We start from the raw sequence: 22043 nt of genomic DNA, 5'->3' as shown, positions 1-22043 counted from the left end.
CGCGCCTTGCACACCGGGCATGGCTGCCGATCATCCGGTCACCTATGCAAGGGCAGGAAAATATGCGATTTTAATCGGCAACATGGCTGCTTCGTGATATGAAGCGCCCACTTGATGAGAGACGCCTGATGAGAGATCAGGCACAGAGATTTCCCGCAGACGATCAATAGAAAAGACCCGCACGTGATGAGTAATCAATCGCACCGTTCCGAATTGCTGATGCCCGCAGGCTCGCTCGAAAAGCTGAAAGTCGCCGTGCTTTATGGCGCAGATGCTGTTTACATGGGCACGCCGGACCTGTCATTGCGGGTCAAAAGCCAGATGTCACTTGAAGATGTGGTTGAGGGCATCGGATTTGCCCATGAACATGGCGTTCGCGTTTATCTGACGCTGAACCTGTTTTCACACAACAAGGACATCGACAAGCTGCCGGAATATGTCGATACCGTGCGCAAGGTCAAACCAGACGGATTGATCGTCGCCGATCCGGGCGTGTTTATGTTTGTCCGTGAACATGCACCGGAACTTGATTTGCATGTCTCGACACAGGCCAATGTCTGTTCTTGGCAGTCGGTCAAATTCTGGCAGAGCATCGGGGCCAAGCTTGTCGTTCTCGGCCGGGAAGTTTCCTACGAGGAACTGACCGAAATCCGTGCCAAATGTCAGGACATCAAGATCGAGGCATTTGTGCATGGCTCGATGTGCATGACCTATTCCGGGCGCTGCTTGCTGTCGAACTTTATGTCCGAACGTGGCGCCAATCAGGGGGCATGCGCCAATTCATGCCGCTGGAAATACAAAGTCCACATGAAGCTCAAGGACGGCACGGTCAAGGAACTGCACCTGACCGAAGAAAACCTTGAGATGTTTGATTTCTTCCTTGAAGAAGAAATGCGTCCGGGCGAGCTGATGGAAATTCAGGAAGATGAGCGCGGGTCTTATATCCTTAATTCCCGCGATCTGTGCATCATGCCGAAGCTTGAAGATTACCTGAAAATCGGGGTCGATAGCCTCAAGGTCGAGGGGCGCGGCAAAAGTGCCTATTACGCGGGTTTGGTCGCGCGTGCATACCGCATGGCAATTGATGACTGGTACGAAGATCCGGAAAACTGGTCGGCTGAAACCTATATGAAGGAACTGTCGACCATCCCGAACCGGGGCTACACCCTGGCCTTCCACGATGGCCGTCTGACCAACTATGCGCACGGCTATGACACATCGGGCAATGTGTCGGACTGGGAATTTGCCGGGCAGATCGAAGCCGTCGAAGACGATGCCTTTATCATGTCGGTCAAAAACCGCATGCTGGCTGGTGATGTGATTGAAATCGTCCCCCCACGCGGGCGTAAAACCGTTTTCATCCGCATGTATGAATTCATTGATGCCAAAACCGGCAAGGTCGGCGAAGCCGTGCATGCCGGCAACAAGCCGCTTGTGCGCATTCCGTTTGATCTGATGGAACTTGAAGACCGCGACTATCTGCGCACCGCCTTCCCGCCGATGACCATCATCCGCAAGGAAAAGGCGCTGACCGAAGACGAATGGCAGCGCATGAAACTTGACCAAGAAGGTCACAAGATCGAAATGGGCAAGGGCAACGAAGAGCGCTATGACGCCAAACGCGAAGCGCTTCAAACCGCCCTTGACGACCGCCAGAAAGACCGTTCCTTCCGCACCCCGCGCGTTGGCACCAAAGGGTGCTGTGGCCGGGGCTGTAACGGTTGCCTGATCTTCTGGCACGATGACAGTTACGCCAAGGCACGCGAGGTCCTTGCCAAACGCAAACAGGGTGAGATGTTGGAGCGTGACGGTAAGACGATTGCCGCGGAATAAGCACAAGCCTTACCTTGCTCCTCAAATACAAACGGCAGCCTTTAAAAGGCTGCCGTTTTGTTTTGCCTATTCCGTGGCCTTCAAGGCCCGTTCTTCAAGCTTGTCAATCCGGCGCAACGCCAGCCAGCCTACCGCGACAAAGACCAACAACAAGACCGGCCCCAGTAACATCAAATTATGTTCGAGAAGTTCTGACATACTCGCCCCCAAGCTATACCCAAGTGCGACGTAAATCCCGACCCAAAGCAGAAGGGATAGGGTGCTGAGCGGCAAGAAACGGATCAGCGACATCGAGCTCATGCCGACTGGCAACATCCCAATCATGCGGATGGTGTTGGGATAACGACATAAAAGGATATAGGCGACGCCATAATGTTCAAACAGGCGCATGGTCTTGCCCATCCACCCTGCAAAGGACTTTGGCATTTTGGCAACGATCACCTCACCATAGCGCCGTCCCAGTCCAAAGCGCAACATGTCCCCGGCAAAACCACCGGCGATCATCGCGGTCAATGACGGCACCAAAAGCAGGCTTTCCGATGCAACCAGAATGCCTACGAACACAGGTAAGATGCTGCTTTTGCTGACGCAATAGGTGAAAATCAGGATATAGACCAGATCCTGATGATCCTGAATCCACAGATTGATCGTTTCTATCACGTCGATACTCGCCTGCTTGATAAATGGGTGTCGCGTTCTAAAGCACAGCCATCCATTAGGCCAGTGTGCCACATCACACCTTAGTCAAGACTACGCCCAAGACCAACAAACCAGACAGACTGACGGGATCATTTGCCAAGCTTCACGCCAATTCAAACTTGATCGGCTGGGCCCCTTCCCACAGCGTCATTTTACCGAGCTTTTCAAGGTCTTCGAGATTACTGGTGACCGTGATGAAATGGTTGCCTGCAAGCTGGCCCATTTTCGATGCGAAATGCACCCCGCCATACGCCAGCAGGATTTCGGTTTCACTGATCCCGCCAGGATACAGGATGATCTGGCCCGGTGCCGGGTAGCTGGTGTGGTTTTCATAGCCCACCCCAAACTGATAATCCCCCAACGGCATCCACACCCCTTCACCAGACCAGCGCACATGAACGGCCTTGCTTTCAAACGGCATGCGGTCAACAAAGGCCTTGCAGGTTTCTGGCGCCTTTTGGGTTTCGAGAACCCCGTCAAAGGTGAATGGGCCAGCGGTGATTTTGATCTTGGTCATCGGTAATCCTATGAAATGAAGGCCATCCAGCCCAGTGCAAGGGCCAGACTGATCAGTGTAATCGGCACGCCAAGGCGCGCATATTCGGCGAAGGAAATCACCGTTCCGGCTTTTTGCGCCTGTTCAACAGCAATGATATTGGCAACCGACCCCACGATCAGGAAATTTCCCGACAATGTGCTAAAAACGGCCAAGCCATGCAACATGCTTTGGCTCCAGTCCGGGCCAAGCGACAATAACATCATGACCAAGGGCACATTCCCGATGGTGTTTGATCCGGCAAGCGAAACCGCAGCCAGCACAGCCCAATGATCAATCTGCAAGGTAACAAGAATATCGCGAAACAGCTTGGCGATTTCTGCATCCTGCGACATCGCCCCGGTCACGATGAACAATCCACAAAACAGCGCGAGCAAATGCCAGTCCACCCGTCCCAAAACCTGATCGGTGGGTAAACGGCGGCTGAGCAGCAGGATAGCAACGACCAAAAGCGACCAAAGTGCGCGGTCTTCGACAAAGACAAAAATCGCAATCACCGCAAATGTCGCAACGACGGCCTTGGTCAGGATTTTCTTATCCAAAACGGGTTGGGGCGCATTGGCGTCTTTTCGCTTAGGTGCCATCACCCCGCCATCGGCCAACTGGGCACGCATCATCGGGCTTCGCAGGATCAGAGCATATACCGTGACAAGCCCAATCGCCGCCGGGACACCACAAACCATCAGGAAACTGCCAAAATCCAGATTGCCAAATTCGGCAATCATCAGGTTTTGCGGATTACCAATCAGCGTTGCCGCCGATCCGGCATTAGCAGCACAGGCAACCGCAATCACAAAGGGTTTGGGATCAAGCCCGCGTGCGACAACGCCGGAAATCAAAACCGGTGTTACCGCCCACACCACCACATCATTGGTCATTACCGCTGATAAAATGCCGCAAACCGCAATAACACCGGCCAGCAATCCGCGCGGGCCGCCGCCAAGATTGGTAATCCGATTCCCAATCCAGTCAAAGAATCCGCTGGCGGCATATTGCGAGGACAACACCATCAATGTCAGCAAAACAGCAAGGGTGGCAAAATCAATCGCCGCCAAGGCGCCTTCGCCGCTGATTGCACCGCTTAGCAAAAGGACCACCGCCCCGAACACGGCAATGCCCGTGCGGTTAATCGCAAGCCCCGGCCAACGGCCAAGCGCCATGCCGATATAAACACCGATAAACACGACTGCAATCAGCCAGTTCATGCGAAAATCCCCCGATGACCACGGCACAGTGCACAGGTCTTGAACATGGCTACAGCGTCATTTTCAACCGGTCAATTGACTTTGCATTCATGCACAAATTGCAATGCCCCATACCAAAATGCAGTAACTGGACTTCTTACGACCCGAGAAAATGGCCTTTTGAGCCATTTTTTGCGCCGCAACATCACTTCTTCGACGATCCTGCGATTGTTTCATGACAAATGGGTTGAAAATTTCACTTGCGTGGAAAAAGCAATGGGCGTACATCGCGACTTGCCCAAAGTCGCACGTGCCTGTGGTGGTCTTACTTCAAGAACCCTGTAGGACTTACTTAAAGCAACGACGGTGTAGGGCTTTTTTGGTCTCAGGTGGTTGTCCAAATCCACCGACACTAAAGAGGCACACCATCATTGCCCACGTGCGGACGGGAGACTCCCGATCCATAGCGAGGCAGACTTCGCAAGTTCCGGTAGGCACCGGAACCTTATTCAGCCTGCAGGTAGTCCGCGTCACGCGCCTCCACCGCGCCAAAACGCATCAGGTACCGCAAGCTGCCATAACGTGGAATGGGAGAACGCCCCAATGGCAACGCAGCGTATTATTGATTTTCTTGCCCAGAACCGACCAGAAGGCCCGTGCCTTGTTGTCGATCTTGACGTGGTTCAGCGCAACTACGAAACCTTTACCCGTGCCCTGCCCGATAGCCGCATTTTCTATGCGGTTAAGGCCAACCCGGCACCGGAAGTCCTCAGCCTGCTGGCTGATCTTGGCAGCAACTTTGACACTGCCTCTGTCGCCGAAATTGAAATGGCGATGGCTGCTGGTGCGACCTCTGAACGCATTTCATTTGGCAATACGATTAAAAAAGAACGCGACATTGCACGCGCCTTTGAACTTGGTGTGCGTTTGTTCGCAGTTGATTGCGTCGAAGAAGTTGAAAAAATTGCCCGTGTCGCCCCGGCTGCACGCGTATTTTGCCGTATCCTGACCGACGGCGAAGGCGCTGAATGGCCGCTGTCGCGCAAATTTGGTTGCGCACCATCCATGGCGCTTGAGGTTCTTGAGCATGCCCATCACATGGGTCTGGATGCGTACGGCGTATCGTTCCATGTCGGATCGCAGCAATGCAACCTTGATGCATGGGATACCGCCCTTTCAGAAGCCTCTACGATCTTCCGCACACTTGCCGATAAGGGCATTGTCCTTCGCATGGTCAATATGGGTGGGGGTTTCCCGACCCGTTATCTGCGCGACATCCCGAAAACCGAGGCCTATGGCACCGCCATTGTTGACGCGCTTCACACCCATTTTGGCAACCACATGCCAGAAACCATCATCGAACCGGGCCGTGGCATGGTCGGTGATGCTGGCGTGATCAAAGCCGAAGTGGTGCTGATTTCGCGCAAACATGCCGATGATCCGGTGCGCTGGGTGTATCTCGACATTGGTAAATTCGGCGGCTTGGCCGAAACCATGGACGAAGCCATCCGCTATCCGATCACGACCATTCATGATGGTGGCGATGTTGCCCCGTGCGTTTTGGCCGGTCCGACCTGTGATTCGGCCGACGTGCTCTATGAAAAGAAACCTTATGATTTGCCGATTGCCTTGACGATTGGCGATGAGGTTCTGATCGAGGCCACCGGTGCGTACACCACCACCTATGCGTCCGTGGCGTTCAACGGCTTTGCGCCGTTGGCCTCCTATATCATCTGACCCCTTTTTGGGAACGATAGGACAATGATCACGATTGATCGCGAAGGGCAGTTTGACCACGTCGAACGTGAAATCCTGCTCGACCGCGTCATGGGACAGGCCCGGTTTACCAAATCGTCCGAAGTGCTGCGCCGTAACCGGCGCCCGGCAGACGGTCTGGCCTTTGTTGCCTTTGACGGCAACCACATGATCGGCACCGTCCGGTTGTGGAATGTTAATGCTGGCAACGGCGGATCTGCGCTGTTGCTGGGGCCGCTTGCGGTTGAAAAAGTCTATAACGGGTCTGGTGTCGGTGCGGGCTTGATGTATGCCGCACTCAATGCCGCCCAGTCGGCTGGCCACCGGTCGGTTCTTTTGGTTGGCGACCCGGATTACTATGCCCGGTTTGGCTTTACCGCTGATCCGGCCCATGGACTTCTGATGCCCGGTCCTTTTGACCGCCATCGGTTCCTTGGCATCAATTTGGGCAATGGTGACACCCTTTCGGATTCGCAGGGGCTGCTGACCGCAACCGGTGCCACAGCTCACTAAGCGTCTCACTAGTCCGTCTAAACTGATGAACACACCAAACAAAAAGCCCCGCAGCGATGCTGCGGGGCTTTTGCGTTCCGGCCAATTGCGTTGGCCTAGCTTGTGCAACTATTGTGTGACAACCAGCCGATAAACACCCCATCCTGTTCAAGCCGTTCATGACTGAAACAGTCACCACCGGGATAGGCCCCGTTGGCCGGGGTAAACAGAACCTGATTTTCACCAGGCAGGATGTTTGTGGTGGCCTCGACCAATTCGGTGTGGGCCGTGCCAAACCCGTCAGACGGCACCAGACAGTCATATCGTCCGCCATTGCCATTAACCGTACGCACCCCGACCATGCCATGGTTGGTCGGCCAGGCTTTCAGTACCGACACCAGATCCCCCGGATTTTCAACAATGCAGGCATTGATAGCCGGCCACAGGTCTTCGAAATAACGGGTCCATTCATTGTTTCCCGGTTTTTTCAAATCAACGGTCTTAACAAGTGGGAAGTTGCCCGGCGCCAGGGCAAGTGACATCGCATTCGCCGAAACCGCACAGCGGGTAGTCCCCATCGGGCTTTGCCATGTGGCCTCCTGGCCTTTGCCGCGCAAATCGTACTGATCATTGCCGTACTCATAGCCAGATGCTGTACGCTTCTGATCGAGTGCGATCGGTTCACGGCCGGGGAATTCAATCACAACCGTGTTGGCCTGATCGTCAAATCGGGCGGAAAAACGACCCTTGTCCTCACAGACAAAAATCTGTGGTCCGGCAAGGGGGACAGCACTGCTTTCGCTGAGTTTTGCGTCAATTCGTGACAATGCGACCTTGCTTTGGGCAAGTGCGCCGCTGATTTCATGTTCGTCAGGTTCACTTGCTTCGCCATTGATGGTTTTGCTGCCGTCTGAAAAGCGCCCCATCGCGAAATCAAGTTCAAGCGTGTATTGCAATGCGCTGTCTGATGTATTCCCGCCAAAATTGGTGCGTTCGGCGTCCTCGGCAAACCGCAACAAGGTGCCGTTGCGATAATAAAACTTCACATCCGAACGACCATATTTCCCAAGGTCGCGATGCTCTTCGACATAGACCGGGACATCGTCGGTCGTGACATATGCCTGATAGCTGACCGTATTGTCGCCATCGCGGTATTGACCGGGGATGACCCGCAAATCGCCAAGTCGGCTTTCGATTGCGGCCACATCGCGCGATACATCCGATCCATTCGTTTTGCGTGCCCCGTCTGACATCGGTCGTGCGATCTGCTTGACCATGATCTCGACGTCACTTGGGGCATTGCCCGTAATGACCCGGTATGCCTGATCATTGCGAAACACAAGATCGCCGTTCTTGTTTATGATCGACGCTTCGACAACATAGGTGAAGCGCGCATCAATCTTTGCCGGATCATAGGGCAGGATAAAACCCATCGGCGGGTTTGAAACCGGATTGGACACGGACGCAATTACGGTTGCCGGTGCGTCGGCGCGCGACACATCCAAAAGCCGGACAACAAGGGTGTTGCTTTCGGGTGACAAGGCAATGCGTTCCCGGTACGTCACCGTCCCGGTCACTTTGGCCGTATTTGATTGCATCCCCGCACACCCGGCCATCAGCATCACCATGCTGATGGCGCATATCGTGCGCAGCGATCCCCAAGTAAAAGAAAGTCGTTTCATTCTGGCCCCAGTTTGCTCGTATTTTGCTGGCGATTTTTTTTAAGTTCGTTAATCGTGCCGCCAAACATACGTAAAACCAAGGCTAAAAATAGGCCGAGCACCGAAATCAGCCAAATTACATCAATTGGTCATGTAGCAAGACGGAGACAAAGCATCTGGCAATCTGTCAGGAAATGGTCCCTGACTTTCAAAACATCCCTAGGGTCAGGACCCGAAATCCTAGGCGCAGAAATCGGGATATTTAATCCTCATACAATTACCCGGACCAGTTTGCCTTACCCGGCAAACCGCGTGCAGGCCTGCCCGGCGACATCGGTCCTGATCGACAAAAGCGCCCCTTCAAGCGGATTGCCATTGCCCTCCAACCCGACTGCGGCCGAGGTGATATAAAGCGTTTTAAGGTCCGGACCACCAAACACGCAACTGGTTGGCTGGGTCACCGGCAGCTCGACAATCCGGTCAACCTCCCCGGCCGGGTTAAAGCGGATCAGGCATCCCCCGCCCCAGCGCGCATTCCAGATATAGCCATCCCCATCCATCGCCGATCCATCCATATTACCGCGATCCTGCGGGCCAAAGAATGCGCGCGGGTTGGATGGCACGCCGGTTTTCATGTCGAAGTCATAGACATTCAGCGTGTTTTTGATGGTATCGCCAAAAAACATCTTCGTACCGTCATCAGACCACAGCAAGGTGTTCGAGATGCCGATATAGGATTCAAATCGTGTTACATCACCATCGGCCGTAATCTGGTTCAAGGTTCCGGTTGAAACCGTCACCGGCAAATCTTCGCCGTTCGGGCCGATGTTGTTTTGCATGGTGCCGTGCCAGAAACGCCCCATCGGATCAACCCGGCTTTCATTCGAACGGTTGCCCGCATGATCGGAATCCGGGGCAACAAACGGCGTGGTTTCCCCGCTTTCAGCATCCAGAAACGCCAAGCCATCCGCCAAGGCGACCAAAAGTCCGTCATTTTCACGCGGCACAATTGCTGCCACCGGCTGATCAAATGTCCAGCTGCGCGACCCCCCATCATTGGGGCGCAACGCATAGGCCGTTTTGCCAACAATATCGACCCAATACAAAACGCCATCCTTGGCATCCCAATGCGGCCCCTCGCCCAAGCTGCAGCGTAAGTTTGGCAAGACCGTTTTAACGTCGGACATGGTGTCTCCCTGATCGTTCCTTGCGGTTTTCCGCTTTGTTTTATCGTCTGTGCCCCCACCCATCCGGCATGGAAAACAAGATCGACAATCATTGACCCATATTGCTACCCGGAATGGGAATTGCTGAAAAGTCATTTTGTATGATGATTGGTATTTTTAGATTTGCAATCGCAACTCGGTTGCATTTACCGCAGGTAATTGATAGGCATTCTCATATTGGGAAGGCGCGCGGACCATGCTTCGCAGACCGTCATACCCCATTCCCGTTTTTGCGAGTTTCCGGCACATGTTCGATCTGAAAGACGTCACCTTTAAAAGTGACGGCAAACATCCCAAAACGCTGCTTGATGACATCACGGTCAGCTTCCCGACCGGAGAATTTAGCGCGATTGTCGGCCACAATGGATCGGGCAAAAGCACGTTGCTTAAACTGCTGGCGCGCAAAAACAAACCGGCATCGGGCGACATTCACCTTGATCGTGCGGCCCTTGCCGGGCATGGCACACGCGACTTTGCCCGCAAGGTCGCCTATTTGCCGCAAAATCCGGTGGTCCCACCGCATTTAAGCGTGCGCGAACTGGTTGCGTTTGGCCGTTATCCGTGGCGCGGGGCATTTGGGCGGTATCGGACCGAAGACCACGCCATGATCGACCGGGCCATGGAAATGACCCATGTCACCGAATTTTCCGACCGCCTGGTCGCCAGCCTGTCGGGTGGCGAACGCCAACGGGTCTGGCTGGCGATGCTTCTGGCGCAGGATGCGCCGGTGTTGCTGCTTGACGAGCCGACATCGGCCCTTGATGTCGGGCATCAACGCGACATCCTGCATCTGATTGCCAAGCTTAAAGACGACATTGGTCTGACGGTGATTGCGGTTTTGCATGACATCGACATGGTTGGGCGTTTTGCCGATCATATTCTGGCCTTGCGCGGCGGACGGACCTGCTGGCAGGGGAATGCCCAAAACTTCATGCGCGGCGAGATCCTGCGCGACATTTTCCAAACTGAAATCGACGTCATCGCGGTGCCGGGCAGCACCCGTTTCGTCAGCTATGTTGCATAGGAACGCAAAGATGCAAAAGTTCTCGTTTGGCCGGGCTGCGGCCACCTGCCTGTTTGTGCTGGGCGGGTTTTTCCCCATTTCCGCCGGGGCGGAAACATTCCCCCACGAACTGGGGGATGCCACCTTTGACGTCACACCAACCCGCTTTGCCACGTCGAATTGGTCGCTGACCGAAAGCCTTCTGGCACTTGGGGTTGATCCCGTCGCCATCCCCGAAGCTGATGGCTATCGCACCTGGGTGGTCGAACCCGAACTGCCCGAAACATTTGCCGATCTTGGCACCCGCCGCGAACCCAATTTCGAGGCCCTGCGCGACGCCAAACCCGACGCCATCCTGATCAGCTCGGACGTTGCGATGGCCTATGACAAACTGTCGGGCTTTGCCCCGACACTGGTCTATTCGATTTATAATACAAATACCGGCGAACCGGCGATGGATCGCGCCGAAACCTTGCTGCGCAACCTCGGCAAACTGACCGGAAAATCCGACACCGCCGAACAGGTCATCGCATCGGCCAATGACCGGATTGCGGCCGCGGCGTCCCGCATACGGACATCGGTCGGCGATGATGCACCCTTTGCCATCGTGCGCATTCTTGATGACGCGCATTTTCGCATCCATGGCAAAAATTCACTGTTCGGGTCTGTTTTGAACCGGATGGGATTTGCCAATGCCTGGACCGGGGAAGTCAACAGTTGGGCCTTCCGCAATGGCGATGTGTCTGACCTTGCCAAGCTGGGCGATGTGCAATTTGCCCATGTTGAACCCGTCCCGCCCGCTGCCAAGGCAAAGCTGTTTGATTCCGCGATCTGGAAAGCCATGCCGTTTGCGCGGAACGGTCATGTCTATGACGTCCCGTCAAGCTGGTCGTTTGGCGGGGTATTGTCTGGTGCACGGTTTGCCGAACAGCTTGCCGATGCGGTTACTGCTGCCAACGGATCCTGAGTAATGAAAATCCTGCGCCCTTTTATTTTCTGCCTGCTCGTTCTTGGTATTTCCGGTGGCTTGTCTGTCATCCCAATTGATCCTGCATTCGCCGAACCAATTGTCATTGAACATGAACGCGGTACGCTTACCCTTGAACACCCGGCCAAACGAGTTGCCGTGACCAATTGGGCCTTTACCGAAACCGTTATGGCGCTGGGGCTTGATCCGGTCGCGATTGCCGATCCGGCCGATTACCGTGAATGGGTTGCCAAACCGGATTTACCGGAAAATTTCACCGATATCGGACAGCGCGGATCGCCAAACCTTGAAGCCCTGCGTGCGGCCAAGCCCGATCTGATCCTGATCAGTCAGGAACTGGAAATGGCCTATGAAAACCTCTCGGACATTGCGCCGGTGATGGTTTTGTCGGTCTATGATGATGGCAATGTCGCGTTTGATACCGCAAGCACCATGATGCGTAAGGTCGCCAAGGCCATCGGGCGTGAGGCAGAAGGCGAGGCATATTTAAAACAGGTCGATACAAAACTTGCCGAGTATGGTGCGCGGGTGCGTGCGGTTCTTGGCGACGGCAACAAGATTACGATTGCAAGCTTCTATTCAGAAACCAATATCGGCGTGTTTGGCGCCCCGTCCCTGCCCGGATCGGTTTTAAAGCGCATGGATGTCCCAATGTCCTATGACGGACCGGTATCAAAATGGGGGTTTGCCCGTGGCGGGCTTGAAATCCTGGCCCCACTGGCCAAAACCACGCTGGTCTATACCAATCCGATCCCCGATGTGATTTATCAGAAAGTCTGGTCATCCCCGATGTGGAAAGTCATGGATTTCGTGCGCAACAAGCGGGTCTATGAGTTACCGGTCGTCTGGGCCTATGGCGGGGTGGCATCGGGCTTGCGCTTTGCCCGGCTTTTGGCCGAAAGCCTTGAAAGCGGCCCCGTGCAATGAGCCCGACCGCCCGTCTGGACATAAAACGTGTATTCCCCCGCACGCCGACCATTGTGCTTGGCGTTCTGGCGCTGTGTTGTATTGGCGTGCTGATTGCTGATTTCTGGCCGTTTTTGCAACGCGGCCTTGCCGGTCAGGTGATCCTGTCACCCGATGAAACCGACTTTGACCAGATCCTGTTTCATTACAGCACCCTGCCGCGCCTTGCGATGGCGTTTCTGTGCGGGGCGGGGCTTGCCCTTGCCGGGGCGGCCATCCAGACGGTTCTGCGCAACCCATTAGCATCCCCCACGACCCTTGGTGTCGGGGCCGGTGTTGAATTTGCCCTGACGATTTTCATTCTGATTGCCCCGGCCTCCTTTGCGATATTTCAAGAAGCCTTCGCGCTTGCTGGCGGGATGATTGCGCTGGGTGCAGTGTATCTGATTGCCGCCAAACGCGGCAATGCGACGCTGTGGCTTATTCTAGCGGGGATGATTGTTAATCTGTTGCTGCAATCGGGCACGCAGGTTTTGCTGTTGTTTAACGAACAGTATTTACAATCGGTCTTTATGTGGGGGGCCGGTGATCTGGCCCAGAACGGCTGGGAATCCACGCTGTTTATCCTGCCGCGTGTTGCGATTGGCATGATTGCGGTATTGGCCCTGTCACGCCCATTGGACCTTTTGGCGCTTGGCGATGATACCGCCAGTTCACTGGGGGCCAAGGTCACGGTTTTGCGTCTGTTGATCCTTGGCTTTGCCGTGTTCATCACCGCATCGGTGATTTCAGCCGCCGGGATGATCGGCTTTGTCGGCTTGGCTGTTCCCGCCGCCTTGCGGATTGCCGGACTGACGCGGTCGCGCGATCTTATGATCTATTCGGTGTTTACCGGTGGATTTGCATTGCTGTTCATTGATTTCATGGTGCGCCAGTTTAACGGGCTTGGCGGCGACATCCTGCCGACCGGGGCGGCGACGGCCTTGTTTGGCGCCCCGTTTATCATCCTGATCCTGCGCAAAGCCCGGATTATGCCCGGCCAACAAAGCGATGATCAGCACAGCGATCAACAGATCATTTCCAAAACCGGGTTGAGCATCCTTCTTGGTGGCACCCTGATTGTTGGCGTGGTGTTCTCGCTGTTTACATCGCTTGACGGGAATGGTTTTGCCGTTCTGGGCTGGACCAGCCCATGGGGCGACAGCAGTTTTGACATCCTCACAGGACGGGCCGAACGCACCTTTGCCGCAATGATTTGCGGGGCCGCCCTTGCCGTATCGGGCACCCTGATCCAGCGGGTCGGGCGCAATCCGCTGGCCAGCCCGGAAATCACCGGGGTCAGTTCGGCCACAGCCCTTGCGATTATCATCGCATTGACGGTTTTCGGGCTTGGTCAAAGGGCCGACCTGATGATGATCGGGGCCGCAGGCGGGATTATCTCGTTGGTCGTCTTACTCGCGCTGTGTCGCAAATTCACCCATGCGCCGCATTATATGTTGCTCAACGGTCTTGCCCTGACCGCCATTCTCGGTGCTATCGTGCGCATTGTGCTGACCCGCAGTGGCACACAGACATCAATGTTGCTGTCCTGGCTGGCGGGCACGACCTATTTCACCAATATGGACGAGGTCATGGTTGTCGCAGGTGTTACCAGTGTCTTGCTGATTGTTGCGATTGCCCTGCGCCGTCCGCTTGAACTGGCATCCCTTGGCACAGATCAATCGGTATCACTTGGCCTTGGCATTTCAACGTTCCAGTTCGCCATGATGTTGGTCGCCGCCATTCTGGCCGCGGCGGCAACGCTTCTGGTCGGGCCGCTCAGCTTTGTCGGGCTGATGGCGCCACATCTGGCGCGTGTTGCCGGATATCGCCTTGCCGGTGGGCATTTGCTGGGGGCGGTTTTGATCGGGGTCAATGTAATGATGGTGGCCGAATGGCTGGCACGCAACATGCTGTATCCACAGCAATTGCCAACCGGCCTGATTGCCGCATTGATCGGAACCAGCTATTTCCTGATTCTCGCCGCACGCAAACGATAAGTGTGAACCGACTGCGAAAGGCCGAACCGAATGCGAAAAGCCAGACTGCCTGCCTTATGCAGGTGGCCAGTTTTCGGCCATCTCGAATGCGGCATCCAGTGTTGAAGCATGCTTCATTGGAAAGGGCAGCATGCGTGCAAACGTACTGTTTTCGACGTCTTCTGCATGGTTATGGATGTGGCCATCCCCATGATCATGGTCTGCTTCAACCCGGATAACGCCCTTGGCAAACACCGTCAATCGGTTGCGGTTTTGTTTGAACCATGCGGCGGCCTGTTTGCGGGTTTCGTGATCCTGTTCCGTCATGCCTTTGACCAGCATGATCAAAAGTGCCGGCTGGCTGCGTTCGGACAGGTCATAAAGGGCCTTGATATAGGCCTCCCCATCAGCGGGGCTTTGCCGATCAATCACTTCAAACAGCACAATATCATGTGCAGGCATGCTGGATCTAAACACGGTCTTTCCCCAATCAAAATGGCCCGGCGGAAAACCACCGGGCCCGTGTATCAAACAAAATTCGGCGTTAAAATTCGCGCCGGAACCCCAACATAACGGTTCGGCCATGTCCGGCGACGGAATAGCCACGCAGGGCGGTTGCCGCCGGGTTTTCATAGCTGGCGTCAAAGATGTTTTCGACCCCAAACCGCGCCGTCCCACCCAGCATCGGATAATTTGCCGACAGGTTAAAGACGAGGCTGGATTTGATCTTTGCATCTTCGATTTTATTGCGCGGGGCGGTATATGTGCCGTCAAACCGCATGTTCAGATCATTCCAGACGTAACTGTCGACATATCCGGTAAAGCGGAACGGCGATGGAATGCGGTTATTGGGAAGCCAGCTATCAAGATCACCGTCTTCGTTGGTGTCATAGCGCCCTTCGACGTAGGATGCCAAGGCGCCGACAAAGGTGTCTTCGCTGATGTCGTATTCGGCACTGAGTTCGGCGCCAAGAATGCGTTCTTTTTCCTGACTGAGCTTGTTGGTTGACGAATCAAAGTTATCACCGCGCTCATTCGTACTCATGTAAACAGCACCGGTGGTGCGAAAATCGGTCCCGGCATAGCGTGCGGCCAGTTCATAGGTTTTGACCTTGGACGCCTCAACATCGATATCGGCGAAATCAAGCGGAATGCCGGTCAGTCCGGCCCGGCGGGTATAGGCCCCGACATCAGGAACAGAGAAACCTTCGCTATAGCTCAGCGAGGTATCAATTTTATCAGTCCAGTGCACCACTGCCGATGCATTATAGGTCACCGCATCATAGGTCGTGTTGCCGCCAACAAAATCGGCTGTTCCGAAATAGGCCTGCCCGACACCGCCGACATAGCGCATATAGTTCGGGCGGGTGAAATCCTTGACCGTCAGATCATATTTTTCATAGCGCACCCCACCCGACAGATCGAGATATTCGGTCACCGGTGCAGACAATTGCGCAAAGACCGCTTTGCCATCCTGCGTCATCGGCGCGCCAATATCGCGCCCACTGACCGTGCGGTATTTGACATCATCATATGTCAGGTCCCCGCCCCAACTAACCGTCATGCCGTCATAGATCATATCAAGCGACGTATCAGTCGAAAGTTTCACCCCAGTTTTCACCGTATCGATCAGCGACTGACCCAGCGGGTCTTCGGTTGCGGGGTTACCGGGCAGTGCCACCAGTGCAAAGTTATAGGTCGCGTGATATTGCGCGCTCGCGGCCTGTTTATAGCTGTCATTGTAAAACAGCTTAAGATCGCCAACGCCAAGCTTGCCAAAGTCATATTCATATCCGGCGGTGAAATACTGGCTTTCATCCTCAAGCGGCTGGGCATTATACGGCGCGTTATAATCAACTGAAATCGGATCGGTGGCCAGATCAGGATAATATTCAATGTCCTGACGAAACCGAACAACTTCGCCCGACAGAAACAGGCGATGCCCATCAGCCAACGTCAGGCCGGTTTTTGCAAAAATATTGAGATCCTCGGCGTTGTCAAAACCGCCCTGCCCCAGCATTGCGTCGGACGGCATTTGATTACCATAGCCATCGTAATAGTTTTCCGATTTGGCCCCGGTGATGCTGGCGGCATAATCCACCGCACCAACGCCGCCACTTCCCGACAGGGTCAGGGATGGGGCAAAACTGTCACCAACATCCTCGGTAAAGGCCTTGATATGGCCATCGATCGAAAAGGTGTTTACCCCGGCCTCGCCGGTTTTGGTGATGATGTTGATGGTTGCCCCCGTGGCACCATCGCCGTTCATCGCGTTTGAACCGGGAATGACTTCGATGCTTTCGATCTGGGCGACATCAATCATCGACAGAATGCGGCTTGAATTACGAAGCGGCGTATTGCGCGAAATCCCGTCGACCAGCACCTGAACATCGCGCCCCCGGAATGTTTCGGTACTGCCAATCAGGCTTTGATCATCAAACATGAAGCCCGGCACGGAATTGCGAATGACGTTGGTGATGTCGCTTGTTTTCGCCAGTTGGGCGTCAATCTGATCGCGACCAATCACCACAACGGATGGCGACATCGATGTGATGGAACGGCGCGACCGCGTGGCACTTACGACGATGTCAGGAAGGACCATCGAGCTATCTGTTTGCTGTGCCGCCAGTGGGAAAACCCGCACGCTGTCTTCGGTAATGAATTCAAAGCTATGCCCGGACCCTGCCAGCAAAGCCGTCAGGGCGGCTTGTGCGTTGAACTCCCCGCTGACCGACGGGCTGTTAAGCCCCGAAAGGTTGCCCTGAACAATCAGTTGAAGACCGAACTGCCCAGTCAATTGATCAAGTGACGACCGTAGATCCCCAGCAGTGATCGCCACCACTTGCGGTGTGCTTGCACCAGATTGCGCAGATGCGTTTGGTGTTGAAATCCCCAGCACGGCGGCAACCAGCGCACTGGTACCCAGCATGCGTGCTTTTGTCATTTTCGTGTTTTTCACGCGTTTTCCCCAAGGCCAGAAATAATAATGCAACTCACTATTATCCTCATGACGCATGGGGACGGGTTTTGAGGATGTCGGTTATGCTATTTTTTTGAAATTATTTTGAAATTATTTCGAAGCCACCCGGGAAGGATTGCTTTTTAAGTGCGTAAGCACCGAGCACTGCGGCAATCGCACTTTGCGGTTTGTTGAGGTCAAAGCTGCCGGTGACATAGACATCATCCAAAAGCGGATCAAGAACATAAGTTTCATCGGCGATCAGGGGGGTGATTTTTGCCAGAAGTTCTTCAAGTGGCATGTCTTCTGCGATCCATCGCCCATTGCGCCATGCGGCCAACCGATCAATGCTATAAGCGCCATAGCGCATATCGCCCTGTGTGCCCTGCCATGCGGCGTGTCCGGCGGACAGTTGCGCCAACCGAAGGTCGCCGCTTAGAACATCAACCACACCTTCGCGGACCTCGACCCGTGGATGACCCGCCCAGTTTGACGCGGCAAATTCCGTACCCACCGCACGCGCCACCAGATCACCGACACCAACGCGAAGCGGACGTGATGCGTCCTTTGCCACCTTGATATAAATACCACCCTGCAGCACCGTGATATCGCGGAACTCCGGCGTATAATCGATGTTTAACCGTGTGCCCGGCTCCATCCAGATTTGCGACCCGTCGGGCAAGTCATGGATTTGCGAAATGGCATTGGCCGACTTTTCCGCCATCAGGTCGGGATCAGGGCGCACCGCCCCAAAAACAAACAATGCGACAATCACCATCAAGGTCGCCACCGCCAGGACAGGTCTGAATTTCCGGTTTACCGGACGCATGCCCGGCAACCGTCCCGGCCCACCGCCAAGAGCACCAAGGCGTTCAAGATCATCGCGAATGCCATCAAGATCAGTTTGATCAAGCGCACGCGGCATATCTTTTGACAGGTTATGTGATGATCGGTTTTGATCAACCGCAAGCGGCCCGGCAGGGCCTTTGGCGTCGGCGGCCACTATTTCCATACTGCGCCATGTTTGGCGCGCCCGGTCGAGCAACCCCAAATTTTGTGGCGATGCCGCCAGCCAGTGATCAAACGCAACCTGTTCGGCGCGGTCAAGATCACCGCCGTCAAACCGGACGGCCCAAAAATCGGCAATGTCTTTGTCAGATGTGCAATCGTCGGGATAACGGAATTCTGTCATGGCAATTTTGCGGCCCGGCCTTTGATAAAGTGTCTTATTGGTTAAATGACGTTCGGAACGGGGAAATGAGGATATCGAGGAACAATCCCCTAATTCTCATGACGCGCCAAGACTTCCCGACAATGCTTTAACGCAGTTCGCAAATGCTTTTCCACCATATTACGACTAACCCCAAGCTTTTCTGCCGCCTCGGCCGGGGTCAGATGGTCGCGTTTGCAGAAAAGAAACGCTTCGCGACAGCGTGGCGGCAAACTTTCAACCGCCATTGCAATGATATCAAGTCGTTGACGATCTGAACTGATTTGTTCGGGTGTCGCGTAAAGATCACCGCTGCCCTTCATCTCGGCGATGTAGGCAGGATCGCTAAATTCCAGCGGGTTGCGGCTTTTCCGGCGCAGAACATCAATCGCCAGATTGGTTGCCATACGCATCAAATAGGCCGGCGGGTTTTCGACTTCTTTGGGGTCAACATCCCGGCGGCGCAATTGCACATAAAGATCCTGCAACACGTCCTGACTTTCCTCACGCGTGGGCAGGTATTTTTCAACCTGACGCAGAAGACGCGGATGATATTGTTGGTAAATTCCATCCCAGAAACGGTCACTGGCCGCCATACTCATACACCGGCATAATCAATAATGATAACGGTTATCATTTTCAATGACGGTTATAGTCGATGAGAAACAATCGTCAATCCCAAAGATGAAAGGCCCGCACGTGCGGGCCTTTCGGGCATCTTACCAAATCAGATGATTGGACCTTTTTCTCACCTCAGTCTTCGAAATGACCTGCCGAGGCAAATGGTCCACCTTGATAAATCACTGCCGGGTCATGACGGTCTTCGGCCTCAGAGGCAGCTTCAATTTCCGCACGGAACTGCTCGGAGCTGTCTTGGGGGTTCCATCCCAAAAATGCGGCGTGGTCGTTGCTCCACCATTTGGATGCGTTGTTTGAAACGCCATACATCACCAGATGGCCGGTCATCGGTGCATCAAATACCGCCTTTATCAGCGACATAAAGTCACGCGGGCTCATCCAGGTTGACAGCATCCGGCGATTACGTGGTTTTTCAAAGCACGAGCCGATACGAAGCGACACGGTTTCCACATCAAACTTGTCGTTATAGTAACTCGCCAGTGCCTCGCCATAGCATTTGGTCACGCCATACAGGCTATCGGGGCGCTGTTCGGAGGCCTCATCAAGTTTGGTGGTACGCTTGTGAAAGCCAATGGCATGGTTTGAACTGGCAAACAGGATGCGGGGTTTGCCATTCTTGCGCGCCCCTTCATAGAGGTTATAGGTGCCCAGCAAATTGGCCTGAAGCAGGTCATCAAACGCGGCCTCGATTGAAATGCCACCCAGATGAACGATACCATCGACATCCTTGGTCAGTTCATGCACCGCGGCACGGTCGGCAAGGTCACACTGAACGACTTCCTCGTTCGGGCCAGCCGGGTCCATCGGGGCGAGGTCCGACAGGCGAATGACATCGGCATAGCCTTTAAGGCCTTCGCGGCAGATTTTACCAAGGTTGCCGGCGGCTCCGGTAATCAGCAAACGTTTCATCGTATTCCTCTTTGATATGCGTCTTGATCCGCGATCAATTGCTGCCAAACACAAGGTTGGGCAAGGTCAATGAAATCGCCGGAATATAGGTTGTCAGGATCAGGGCCGTCAGGATCGCCAGATAAAATGGCCAGATCGAGCGCACCGCGTGTTCGATTTTAACCCCGCCAATGGCACAGCCGACAAACAGGCAAGACCCAACAGGCGGGGTGCACAGGCCAAGGCCCAAGTTCATCATCAGCACCATGCCAAACTGGATCGGGTCCATGCCAAACTGCATCGCAAGTGGCAGGAAGATCGGCGTACAGATCAGGATCAGGGCCGCCATATCCATGATCATGCCCGCCACAAGCAACATGACATTGATCATCAACAGGACCATGATCGGATTGTCCGTGATCGCCGTGATGGCATAGGCCAACTCATCAGGTACGCGGTAAAACGCCAGCATATAGCCATAGGCCGAGGCACAGCCGACCAGCAACATCACAAGCGATGTGGTCTTGGCCGATTGTTTGACGGCGGCAATAAACCCGTCCCAACTCAGTTCACGGTAGACAAAGCCGGTAATAATCAGCGCATAGGCAACCCCGATGGCCCCCGATTCCGTCACGGTGAACACACCGCTTAAGACACCCCCGACAATGATCACGGCGGTAAAGAAGCCCGGAATGGCACGCACCGCTGTGCGCCAAACCACCGACCAGCCGGGGAATGGTTGTGACGGATAACCATGCTTGATCGCGACAAGCCACGTCGCCAAGCCCAGCAACACACACATGATAATGCCCGGCACCACACCAGCCATGAACAGCTTGGAAATTGAAATGCCCCCACCAGCGGCCACCGCATAAAGGATCATATTGTGGCTGGGCGGGATCATGATCCCGGCGATGGAGGATGTGACCGTCACGTTGACCGCGTAATCGGCGCGGTAGCCTTCCTTTTTCATCACCGGAATAAGGATCGAGCCAAGGGCGGAGGTATCGGCAACGGCTGAGCCCGAAATACCACCAAACAGCATCGATGAAAACACGTTCACAATGCCAAGGCCGCCCCGGCGGCTGCCGACCAATGCTGTGGCAAACTGCACCAGCCGGTTGGCAATCCCGCCATGAAGCATCAGCTCCCCGGCAAAGATAAAGAACGGAATGGCCAAAAGCGAAAAAGCACTGACGCCAGACCCGATCCGCTGAAACGCAATCAGGGTTGGCAGCCCTTCAAAGAAGAATGCCCCAAGGGCAGCAATGCCAAGTGCGATGGCAACGGGCATGCCAATGATAATACCAATGGCAAAAAGGCCCAGAAGAATGGTCATGCCCATTTATTCAGCGTCCTTATTAAGCAAATCATCGTGGTAAAATTCGGCTTTGGAAATGGCTTTCCAACGGGCAATGATCTTGAGGATATGGACCACACTGTAAAAGACAATCCCCGCCCCGCACACGGCCATCGGAACGGATCGCCAGCCATCGGAAATGTGAATGATCGGCATTTTCTTGGCCCAGTTAAAGGCCACAAGATCCATCCCGCCCATCAACATCCAATAGCCAAACCACGCCATCGCGGCATAGCTTATGCCCGCAACAATCGCCGCGATCTTTGACGGCAGGGCATCGCGAAAGAACGACACGGATAAATGGCTGTTATCGCGCATGCCAGCAGCCGCCACCGGAAAAGTGATCAGGACAATCAGGATCAGCGAAAACTGTTCGACCCAGGTCGGTGTTTCGTTAAGGACATAGCGCCCGAAAACAAGCCAGGCAAAACTTGGGATCAACGCAACAAGGGCCAGACCGCCGATCAGGTTTAAAACCCCGGCAATGCCACCGCCCAGACGGTCCATCAAATTAGTGAAACTGGAAAACATGTATGCGCCGCCAGAATGTGATTAGGGTCTGCACCCAATTGTGATTAATCAGAAATAGAATAAACCAAAGGTCAGCAGCCAGGAAAAACAAAGAAGGGCGACGATGTTATCGCCGCCCCGCTTTTAAACATATGG

Annotated in this window: 19 protein-coding genes; 7 read left to right on the top strand and 12 right to left on the bottom strand. The window is 54.5% G+C overall.

All coding sequences use genetic code 11. The annotated features are described in order from the left end of the window. The first annotated feature begins 186 nt into the window (after window positions 1-186). Complete coding sequence (locus AMM48_RS18355; protein ID WP_102785245.1) at window positions 187-1833, top strand: U32 family peptidase C-terminal domain-containing protein; 1647 nt, start codon at window positions 187-189, stop codon at window positions 1831-1833. 66 nt (window positions 1834-1899) lie between these two features. Here AMM48_RS18355 and AMM48_RS18350 read toward each other — a convergent pair whose 3' ends face one another. The 3 genes from AMM48_RS18350 to AMM48_RS18340 all read right to left on the bottom strand — a co-directional run bounded on the left by AMM48_RS18350 (window position 1900) and on the right by AMM48_RS18340 (window position 4293). Next, a complete protein-coding gene (locus AMM48_RS18350) occupies window positions 1900-2493 on the bottom strand; it encodes a VTT domain-containing protein (protein ID WP_102785244.1) in 594 nt (197 codons plus the stop codon). A 142-nt stretch (window positions 2494-2635) separates the two neighbouring features. Further along, complete coding sequence (locus tag AMM48_RS18345) at window positions 2636-3049, bottom strand: DUF3830 family protein (protein ID WP_102785243.1); 414 nt, start codon at window positions 3047-3049, stop codon at window positions 2636-2638. 8 nt (window positions 3050-3057) lie between these two features. Then, window positions 3058-4293: an SLC13 family permease gene (locus AMM48_RS18340; RefSeq protein WP_102785242.1), complete on the bottom strand. Its 1236-nt coding sequence runs from the start codon at window positions 4291-4293 to the stop codon at window positions 3058-3060. 582 nt (window positions 4294-4875) lie between these two features. On the opposite strand from AMM48_RS18340, the gene AMM48_RS18335 reads away from it, so the two are divergent. Next, the gene (locus tag AMM48_RS18335; RefSeq protein ID WP_102785241.1) at window positions 4876-6009 is read left to right on the top strand and encodes a type III PLP-dependent enzyme; all 1134 of its coding nucleotides are present in this window, start codon (window positions 4876-4878) and stop codon (window positions 6007-6009) included. Between the two features lie 24 nt (window positions 6010-6033). After that, the gene (locus AMM48_RS18330) at window positions 6034-6540 is read left to right on the top strand and encodes an N-acetyltransferase (protein WP_102785240.1); all 507 of its coding nucleotides are present in this window, start codon (window positions 6034-6036) and stop codon (window positions 6538-6540) included. A gap of 95 nt (window positions 6541-6635) precedes the next feature. Here the strand turns inward: AMM48_RS18330 and AMM48_RS18325 are convergent, their stop codons facing one another. Next, on the bottom strand, window positions 6636-8201 hold the full coding sequence (locus AMM48_RS18325; protein ID WP_102785239.1) for a YbaY family lipoprotein: 1566 nt from the start codon (window positions 8199-8201) through the stop codon (window positions 6636-6638). A gap of 275 nt (window positions 8202-8476) precedes the next feature. Then, on the bottom strand, window positions 8477-9367 hold the full coding sequence (locus AMM48_RS18320; RefSeq protein WP_102785238.1) for an SMP-30/gluconolactonase/LRE family protein: 891 nt from the start codon (window positions 9365-9367) through the stop codon (window positions 8477-8479). Between the two features lie 286 nt (window positions 9368-9653). On the opposite strand from AMM48_RS18320, the gene AMM48_RS18315 reads away from it, so the two are divergent. The 4 genes from AMM48_RS18315 to fhuB are packed head-to-tail and all read left to right on the top strand — an operon-like array spanning window position 9654 to window position 14342. Beyond that, the gene (locus AMM48_RS18315) at window positions 9654-10430 is read left to right on the top strand and encodes an ABC transporter ATP-binding protein (RefSeq protein WP_102785303.1); all 777 of its coding nucleotides are present in this window, start codon (window positions 9654-9656) and stop codon (window positions 10428-10430) included. Window positions 10431-10440: 10 nt separating this feature from the next. After that, the gene (locus AMM48_RS18310) at window positions 10441-11376 is read left to right on the top strand and encodes an iron-siderophore ABC transporter substrate-binding protein (RefSeq protein WP_102785237.1); all 936 of its coding nucleotides are present in this window, start codon (window positions 10441-10443) and stop codon (window positions 11374-11376) included. A gap of 3 nt (window positions 11377-11379) precedes the next feature. Further along, the gene (locus tag AMM48_RS18305) at window positions 11380-12324 is read left to right on the top strand and encodes an iron-siderophore ABC transporter substrate-binding protein (RefSeq protein ID WP_102785236.1); all 945 of its coding nucleotides are present in this window, start codon (window positions 11380-11382) and stop codon (window positions 12322-12324) included. Next, a complete protein-coding gene (fhuB, locus tag AMM48_RS18300; protein ID WP_102785235.1) occupies window positions 12321-14342 on the top strand; it encodes a Fe(3+)-hydroxamate ABC transporter permease FhuB in 2022 nt (673 codons plus the stop codon). The genes AMM48_RS18305 and fhuB overlap by 4 nt, the downstream gene beginning before the upstream one ends. Window positions 14343-14396: 54 nt before the next feature. Here the strand turns inward: fhuB and AMM48_RS18295 are convergent, their stop codons facing one another. The 7 genes from AMM48_RS18295 to AMM48_RS18265 form a co-directional block, all read right to left on the bottom strand. Then, on the bottom strand, window positions 14397-14783 hold the full coding sequence (locus AMM48_RS18295; protein WP_244271298.1) for a hypothetical protein: 387 nt from the start codon (window positions 14781-14783) through the stop codon (window positions 14397-14399). Window positions 14784-14865: 82 nt separating this feature from the next. Further along, window positions 14866-17280, bottom strand: coding sequence for a TonB-dependent receptor (locus tag AMM48_RS18290; RefSeq protein ID WP_244271297.1), 2415 nt, complete (start codon window positions 17278-17280; stop codon window positions 14866-14868). Between the two features lie 100 nt (window positions 17281-17380). After that, the gene (locus tag AMM48_RS18285) at window positions 17381-18472 is read right to left on the bottom strand and encodes a FecR domain-containing protein (RefSeq protein WP_102785234.1); all 1092 of its coding nucleotides are present in this window, start codon (window positions 18470-18472) and stop codon (window positions 17381-17383) included. Between the two features lie 89 nt (window positions 18473-18561). Then, window positions 18562-19086 (bottom strand): sigma-70 family RNA polymerase sigma factor, encoded by a 525-nt coding sequence (locus AMM48_RS18280; RefSeq protein WP_102785233.1) that lies wholly within the window; start codon window positions 19084-19086, stop codon window positions 18562-18564. Between the two features lie 157 nt (window positions 19087-19243). Further along, a complete protein-coding gene (locus tag AMM48_RS18275) occupies window positions 19244-20038 on the bottom strand; it encodes an NAD(P)-dependent oxidoreductase (protein WP_102785232.1) in 795 nt (264 codons plus the stop codon). A 34-nt stretch (window positions 20039-20072) separates the two neighbouring features. Then, window positions 20073-21362, bottom strand: coding sequence for a TRAP transporter large permease (locus tag AMM48_RS18270; RefSeq protein ID WP_102785231.1), 1290 nt, complete (start codon window positions 21360-21362; stop codon window positions 20073-20075). Beyond that, on the bottom strand, window positions 21363-21908 hold the full coding sequence (locus tag AMM48_RS18265; RefSeq protein ID WP_102785230.1) for a TRAP transporter small permease: 546 nt from the start codon (window positions 21906-21908) through the stop codon (window positions 21363-21365). It lies immediately after the preceding gene. Window positions 21909-22043 lie beyond the last annotated feature (135 nt).

It is taken from the genome of Thalassospira sp. GB04J01 (assembly GCF_000751115.1).
In the GTDB taxonomy this organism is placed as follows: Bacteria; Pseudomonadota; Alphaproteobacteria; order Rhodospirillales; family Thalassospiraceae; genus Thalassospira; species Thalassospira lucentensis.
The sequence above is the reverse complement of the archived record's forward strand: the minus strand, read 5'-3'. Positions and strand labels throughout refer to the sequence as shown.

What these genes read in the sequence shown, in the direction of transcription:
- AMM48_RS18355 (WP_102785245.1), top strand. Translation starts at nt 187, where the DNA reads ATGAGTAATCAATCGCACCGTTCCGAATTGCTGATGCCCGCAGGCTCG.
- AMM48_RS18345 (WP_102785243.1), bottom strand. Translation starts at nt 3,049, where the DNA reads ATGACCAAGATCAAAATCACCGCTGGCCCATTCACCTTTGACGGGGTT.
- AMM48_RS18340 (WP_102785242.1), bottom strand. Translation starts at nt 4,293, where the DNA reads ATGAACTGGCTGATTGCAGTCGTGTTTATCGGTGTTTATATCGGCATG.
- AMM48_RS18335 (WP_102785241.1), top strand. Translation starts at nt 4,876, where the DNA reads ATGGCAACGCAGCGTATTATTGATTTTCTTGCCCAGAACCGACCAGAA.
- AMM48_RS18330 (WP_102785240.1), top strand. Translation starts at nt 6,034, where the DNA reads ATGATCACGATTGATCGCGAAGGGCAGTTTGACCACGTCGAACGTGAA.
- AMM48_RS18325 (WP_102785239.1), bottom strand. Translation starts at nt 8,201, where the DNA reads ATGAAACGACTTTCTTTTACTTGGGGATCGCTGCGCACGATATGCGCC.
- AMM48_RS18320 (WP_102785238.1), bottom strand. Translation starts at nt 9,367, where the DNA reads ATGTCCGACGTTAAAACGGTCTTGCCAAACTTACGCTGCAGCTTGGGC.
- AMM48_RS18315 (WP_102785303.1), top strand. Translation starts at nt 9,654, where the DNA reads ATGTTCGATCTGAAAGACGTCACCTTTAAAAGTGACGGCAAACATCCC.
- AMM48_RS18310 (WP_102785237.1), top strand. Translation starts at nt 10,441, where the DNA reads ATGCAAAAGTTCTCGTTTGGCCGGGCTGCGGCCACCTGCCTGTTTGTG.
- AMM48_RS18305 (WP_102785236.1), top strand. Translation starts at nt 11,380, where the DNA reads ATGAAAATCCTGCGCCCTTTTATTTTCTGCCTGCTCGTTCTTGGTATT.
- fhuB (WP_102785235.1), top strand. Translation starts at nt 12,321, where the DNA reads ATGAGCCCGACCGCCCGTCTGGACATAAAACGTGTATTCCCCCGCACG.
- AMM48_RS18295 (WP_244271298.1), bottom strand. Translation starts at nt 14,783, where the DNA reads ATGCCTGCACATGATATTGTGCTGTTTGAAGTGATTGATCGGCAAAGC.
- AMM48_RS18285 (WP_102785234.1), bottom strand. Translation starts at nt 18,472, where the DNA reads ATGACAGAATTCCGTTATCCCGACGATTGCACATCTGACAAAGACATT.
- AMM48_RS18280 (WP_102785233.1), bottom strand. Translation starts at nt 19,086, where the DNA reads ATGGCGGCCAGTGACCGTTTCTGGGATGGAATTTACCAACAATATCAT.
- AMM48_RS18275 (WP_102785232.1), bottom strand. Translation starts at nt 20,038, where the DNA reads ATGAAACGTTTGCTGATTACCGGAGCCGCCGGCAACCTTGGTAAAATC.
- AMM48_RS18270 (WP_102785231.1), bottom strand. Translation starts at nt 21,362, where the DNA reads ATGGGCATGACCATTCTTCTGGGCCTTTTTGCCATTGGTATTATCATT.
- AMM48_RS18265 (WP_102785230.1), bottom strand. Translation starts at nt 21,908, where the DNA reads ATGTTTTCCAGTTTCACTAATTTGATGGACCGTCTGGGCGGTGGCATT.